General features: G+C 62.4%; 3 protein-coding genes and 2 pseudogenes. 2 read left to right on the forward strand and 3 right to left on the reverse strand.

Annotated features, from left to right (window positions below; translation table 11 throughout):
• Both topA and EOA85_RS25415 read right to left on the reverse strand, forming a co-directional pair.
• On the reverse strand, positions 1–2,409 hold a 2,409-nt coding region (gene topA, locus EOA85_RS25410; RefSeq protein WP_127211603.1), incomplete at its 3' end, for a type I DNA topoisomerase.
• 454 nt (positions 2,410–2,863) lie between these two features.
• Positions 2,864–3,219, reverse strand: a pseudogene (locus EOA85_RS25415) (hypothetical protein).
• A 175-nt stretch (positions 3,220–3,394) separates the two neighbouring features.
• Here EOA85_RS25415 and EOA85_RS25420 point away from each other — a divergent pair.
• Together EOA85_RS25420 and glmU are read left to right on the forward strand one after the other, a co-directional pair.
• Positions 3,395–4,141, forward strand: coding sequence for a cytochrome c biogenesis CcdA family protein (locus tag EOA85_RS25420; RefSeq protein WP_029353008.1), 747 nt, complete (start codon positions 3,395–3,397; stop codon positions 4,139–4,141).
• Between the two features lie 169 nt (positions 4,142–4,310).
• A complete protein-coding gene (gene glmU, locus EOA85_RS25425) occupies positions 4,311–5,675 on the forward strand; it encodes a bifunctional UDP-N-acetylglucosamine diphosphorylase/glucosamine-1-phosphate N-acetyltransferase GlmU (protein ID WP_127211604.1) in 1,365 nt (454 codons plus the stop codon).
• A 10-nt stretch (positions 5,676–5,685) separates the two neighbouring features.
• On the opposite strand, the pseudogene EOA85_RS25430 reads toward glmU, so the two are convergent.
• A pseudogene (locus EOA85_RS25430) lies at positions 5,686–5,939 on the reverse strand (ADP-ribosylation/crystallin J1); the annotation flags it as partial.

Consider the following 5,939-nt stretch of genomic DNA (forward strand, 5'->3'; position numbering starts at 1 on the left):
GTATTTGCCGTCACGCACGACGATCTTACCGCCGCCAGCCGGATGATCGCCGAGCTCCTTCAAGGCGGCGGGCGTGCCGCCATTGCGGCCGCCCGGGCCCTTCAACTGCTTCTCGGCAATCACAGACACGGCGCGGTTGAGACCGATCGAGAACACGTCCTCGATATTGTCGAGATTGGCGTAGGTGCCGTCATGCAGCACGAACGGGCCGTAGCGCCCCAGCCCGGCCGAGATCATCTTGCCGGATTCCGGATGCTTGCCGACGTCGCGCGGCAGCGACAGCAAGGCGAGTGCCTTTTCGTGGTCGATCGAATCGACCGTCCAGCCCTTGGGTAGGCTGGAGCGCTTGGCTTCCTTTCCGTCGCCGCGCTGGATATAGGGGCCGAAACGACCGGTGCGCAGGGTGATTTCCTCCGCCGTGTAGGGGTCCTTGCCAAGCACCTTGGTGCCGTCCTCGCCATTGCCGTTTTCGCCATTGGGATTGGCGGCGTCGCCGAGCTGGCGGGTGAAGGAGCATTCGGGATAGTTCGAACAGCCGACAAAGGCGCCGAATTTGCCGAGCTTCAGCGACAGGTTGCCGGTGCCGCATTTCGGGCAGATCCGGGGGTTCGAACCGTCTTCCCGCGCGGGAAACACCAGCGGCGCCAGTTCTTCGTTCAATGCATCGAGCACGTCGGTGACGCGCAATTCCTTGATGTCGGCGACGGCGCCCGAAAAATCCTTCCAGAAATCGCGTAGCACATCCTTCCAGGCGAGCTTGCCGTCCGAGATTTCGTCCAGTTTTTCCTCGAGCGAGGCGGTGAAATCATATTCGACATAGCGCTCGAAGAAGCTTTCGAGGAAGGCCGACAACAGCCGCCCCTTGGCCTGCGGTACAAGCTTGCGCTTGTCGATGGCGACATAGTCGCGGTCCTCGAGCGTCTTCAGGATCGCCGTATAGGTCGATGGCCGGCCGATGCCGAGCTCTTCCAGCTTCTTGATCAGCGAAGCCTCCGAATAGCGCGGCGGCGGCTCAGTCGTGTGCTGGGTGGCGTTGATCGCCTCGCGGTCGAGCTGTTCGCCGGCACGGATCTCGGGCAGACGGCGGTTTTCCTCGTCTTCCGAATCCTCGTCCTTCTGCTCGGTATAGGCGGCAATGAAACCGTCGAAGCGAACGACCGAGCCGACGGCGCGAAGCTCGGCCGTGCGGGCGCCATTGACCGCCTCGATCTCGACCGTGGTGCGCTCGATCTCGGCCGGCTGCATCTGGCTGGCGATGGCGCGTTTCCACACCATCTCGTAGAGCCGGGCCTGGTCGGCATCGAGATATTGCCTGACCGAAGCCGGCGTGCGCATGAAATCGGTCGGGCGGATGGCTTCGTGCGCTTCCTGGGCGTTCTTGGCCTTGGTCGTGTAGTAGCGTGACTCTTCCGGCAGGTATTTTGGGCCGAATTCCTTGGCAATGGCATCGCGGGCGGCCGAGATCGCTTCAGGCGCCATCTGCACGCCGTCGGTTCGCATATAGGTGATCAGGCCGGCAGTCTCGCCGCCGATATCCATGCCTTCGTAGAGCCGCTGCGCCACCTGCATGGTGCGGCTGGCCGAAAAGCCGAGACGCGAGGAGGCGGCCTGCTGCAGCGTCGAGGTGGTGAAGGGCGGACCTGGATTGCGCTTGGTCGGCTTGGCTTCGACCGACAGCGCCTTGAAAACAGCGCCTTCCAGCATCGTCTTGATGTCGTCGGCCTGCGCCTTGTTCGAAATGTCGAGCTTTTGCAGCTTCTTGCGCTCGAAGGCGGTCAGCCGCGCCTCGAAATTTTCGTTGCGCGGCGTGCCGAGGAGAGCTGATATCTGCCAGTATTCCTCGCGGATGAAGCGCTCGATCTCCAATTCGCGGTCGCAGACGAGGCGCAATGCCACCGACTGGACGCGGCCGGCGGAGCGGGCGCCCGGCAGCTTGCGCCAGAGAACGGGCGACAGCGTGAAGCCGACGAGATAGTCGAGCGCGCGGCGGGCGAGATAGGCGTCGACCAGCGGCGCATCGATCTGACGCGGATTGGCCATAGCTTCCAGCACCGACGATTTGGTGATGGCGTTGAAGACGACGCGGCTGACCGGCTTGTCCTTCAGCGCGCGCTTCTGCTTCAGCACTTCCAGAACGTGCCAGGAAATGGCTTCGCCCTCGCGATCCGGATCGGTGGCGAGGATGAGGCCGTCGGCGTCCTTGACCGCCTTGGCGATGTCGGCAAGACGTTTGCTCGAGGCGGTGTCGACAGCCCAGGACATGGCAAAATCCTCGTCCGGACGCACCGAGCCATCCTTGGCCGGCAGATCGCGGACGTGGCCGAACGAGGCCAGGACCTTATAGTTCTTTCCGAGGTACTTGTTGATTGTCTTCGCTTTGGCCGGCGATTCGACGACGACGACGTCCATGAGGTCTCATATCAGCTGTGGTGCGGCAGAAGAATTCCGCTGCGCGCGACGAAATCTCGTACAATTGTCGCTCACATGGCCGCGCTTTTGCATCCGGTCAAGGGGAAGCGCCCAAAATGCAGTCCTGCATTCAGCCCGCAACCCAAGGGTGCGTCATGTGATATCCGCAATCCCGGATAGGGGGAGCGGCTGCCCTACCGTTGGACAAGCCGGCAATGGATCCGGGAGAAACGGGACAAAATCTTCCGCGGATATAAGAGAAACATCGATCGTGCGCCAGCCCCCGCTGAAGAGACGTTCGGTCGGATGCTCTGTTGGCGGGCGAGCCAGGCGTGGCGAGTGGGGCTCATATGCCCAGCGGACAGTACCAAAAGCTGGCCGCCGGGAGGAGGCCTGCAGGGATACGCGGCAGTCAGCGATTTCGCGCCGGTCATGGCGGGATGCAGGTTCGGGACTAGTCGGCTTTGGCTATGTGCCAGACGCCGCCGACGCCGTCGCCGGTCACATCGCCAGTCTTCTTATCCTCGATGAACGTGTAGAGCGGCTTGCCTTCATAGGCCCACATCTTGGTGCCCTCGGTGCGGTCCATTCGCCCTCGGCCTCCGTCTTCAGTGGCGGCCAATTGGTGGCGCATTTGTCGTAGCAGTTCGACTTGCCCGTCTCGTCCTTGTCGTAGGTGTAAAGGGTCATGCCGTTGGCATCGGTATAGATCTTGGTGCCGCCTACATCGGCTTCCTTCCATGCTTCGGCGGCATAGGAGGCGGCGGTGCCGAGTAAAAGCACCGCCAGCCCAACTGTGATCGATTTCATGGGGTTCCCCCTGATATGATCGAGAAGCGCGCGGAAAGCCGCCGCCTCGTTGCATCTACGCGCCTGGTGTGTCGTTTCTTCCTCGATGCAGGGCGGCAACTTGCCACGCAATGGTGATTGGCGGACAAGCCCGTGCGCCGCTATATCGGCGCCGATACAGTTGGGGTTTCGGGAAATGGCATTGGATATCGGCTATGTCAGCGCGGTCGGGGCGGGGGCGATCTCGTTCCTGTCGCCTTGCGTGCTGCCGCTGGTGCCGCCCTATCTCTGCTACATGGCCGGCGTGTCGGTCGATGATTTCCGCGGCAATGCCGGCGTCACGGCCAAGGCCGACGCACGTGCCGCGCTGCTTTATGCTTCGATTGCCTTCGTTCTCGGATTCTCGACCGTGTTCGTTGCGTTGGGCGCCGGCGCTTCGACTATCGGACGGCTGCTGCGCGTCTGGCAGGAGCCGCTGGCCATGGCGGCCGGCGTGCTCATCATCCTAATGGGGTTGAACTTCCTCGGCATATTGCGCATCCCGCTGCTGTCGCGTGAGGCGCGCTTCCAGTCGCAGGGCAAGCCGGCCAGTATCGTTGCCGCCTACGTCATGGGACTGGCCTTCGCCTTCGGCTGGACGCCGTGCATCGGACCGGTGCTGGGACCGATCCTGACGCTTGCCGGCGGCCGCGAGACGGTGGGCGAGGGCGCGGCTCTGCTCGCCGCCTATTCGCTCGGGCTCGGCATACCGTTCCTGATCGCGGCGCTGTTTTCCGGCGCCTTCATGAGCTTTCTCTCGAAATTCCGCGTCCATCTCGGCCGGGTCGAGAAGGCGATGGGCGCGCTGCTGGTCGTCGCCGGCGTCTTTTTCCTGACCGGCGGGGTGCAGGCAGCGTCCTATTGGCTGCTGGAGAATTTCCCGATGCTGGGGCAGCTGGGATAGGCTTGTTGCCCATATAAGCTTGAATTGCGCGCACAGGATTGAGTTGCGGACCCGCTAACCTGGAGTCAGCTGCTCCACCACCTCACCGGAATTTAACCGCATTGGTGCAGCATCGCGCCAGTGCTAGACATACCTTGATTTCCAACCCTTTTTATATGGTTGCCCTTCCATGAGCCAGAGAACCTGCCTGTCCGTCATCCTCGCCGCCGGCGAAGGCACGCGCATGAAAAGCGCGGTGCCAAAAGTGCTGCACACGATCGCCGGCCTGCCGATGGTCGCACATGTCGTGAGGGCTGCCGAAGCGGCAGGCAGCGGTGATCTGGCTCTGGTGATCGGCCATGGCGCGGACGAGATGCGCAAGGCCACGCAAAAGTTGGCGCCGAAGGCGGAGACTTTCGTCCAGGACAAGCGGCTCGGTACGGCGCATGCTGTTCTGGCTGCTCGCGACGCGATATCAAAGGGTTACGACGACATCCTGGTGATGTTCGGCGATACGCCGCTGATCGATCCGGAGGTGCTGACCGTTGCGCGCCGGAAGCTGGCGGAAGGCGCTGCCATCGTTGTGGTCGGCTTCCGCACGTCAAATCCTTCCGGCTATGGCCGGCTGATCGAAAAGGGCGGCAAGCTCATCGCCATCCGCGAGGAAAAGGACTGCACCGACGAGGAGAAGAAAATCACCTTCTGCAATGGCGGGTTGATGGCGGTTGCCGGCAAGCACGCGCTGCAGCTGCTCGACCAGGTCGGCAACGACAACGCCAAGGGCGAATATTACCTGACCGACATCGTTGAGATCGCCGGCGGGCAGGGTTTTGATGTCGTTGCCGCAGAAGCCGGCTTCGAGAATGTGCTCGGCATCAACAACCGCGCCGAACTCGCCGCGGCGGAAGGCATCTGGCAGACGCGCCGGCGGCACGAGGCCATGCTCTCCGGCGTCACATTGATTGCGCCGGAAACCGTGTTCTTTTCGCACGACACTGAAATCGGCGCGGATACGATCGTCGAACCGAATGTCTGGTTCGGGCCGGGCGTGAAAATCGCCACGGGAGCCAAGATCCATGCCTTCAGCCACATTGAAGGCGCCACCATCGCTTCGAACTGCGATATCGGCCCGTACGCGCGGCTGCGGCCGGGCGCCGATCTCAAGCAAAAGGCCAAGGTTGGCAATTTCTGCGAGGTCAAGCAGGCGACTATCGAGGAGGGGGCCAAGGTCAATCACCTGACCTATATCGGCGATGCCCGCGTCGGCGCCGGCGCCAACATCGGCGCCGGCACCATCACCTGCAACTACGACGGCTACTCGAAGTTCTTCACCGACATCGGCGAGGGCGCCTTTATTGGCTCGAATTCCTCGCTGGTGGCGCCTGTTACAATCGGCAAGGGCGGCTACATCGCTTCGGGCAGCGTGATCACCGAAAGTGTCCCGGACGATGCGCTGGCCTTTGGCCGCGCCCGCCAGAGGACGCTGGCCGGCAAGGGCAAGGAATTGCGCGAGCGTTTTGCTTCGGCCGCGGCGGCGAAGAAGGCCGGTGGGTGATCATTCGGCGTTAGCCGGCAAGGTTCGCATCTGCGCCGAAAGCAGCCGTCACCTCGATCCTGCCGACAATTGCCCTGTTGAATTCAGGAAGATCTTCGGCGGGGATCCAGTATTCCAGATGTGCCCTGCTACCGGCATGTTCGACCCGATACTGGTCGAGAAAGCTCTTCAAAACGTCAAACCGGGTAACGAAGCCCGAACCGCTGGCTGGTACGTTCCAGTCACGCGCGATCTGCACGGCATAATCTTCGGACAGAACGGGGT

The sequence above is a fragment of the Mesorhizobium sp. M5C.F.Ca.IN.020.29.1.1 genome, from assembly GCF_003997375.1.
Taxonomy (GTDB): Bacteria; Pseudomonadota; Alphaproteobacteria; order Rhizobiales; family Rhizobiaceae; genus Mesorhizobium; species Mesorhizobium wenxiniae.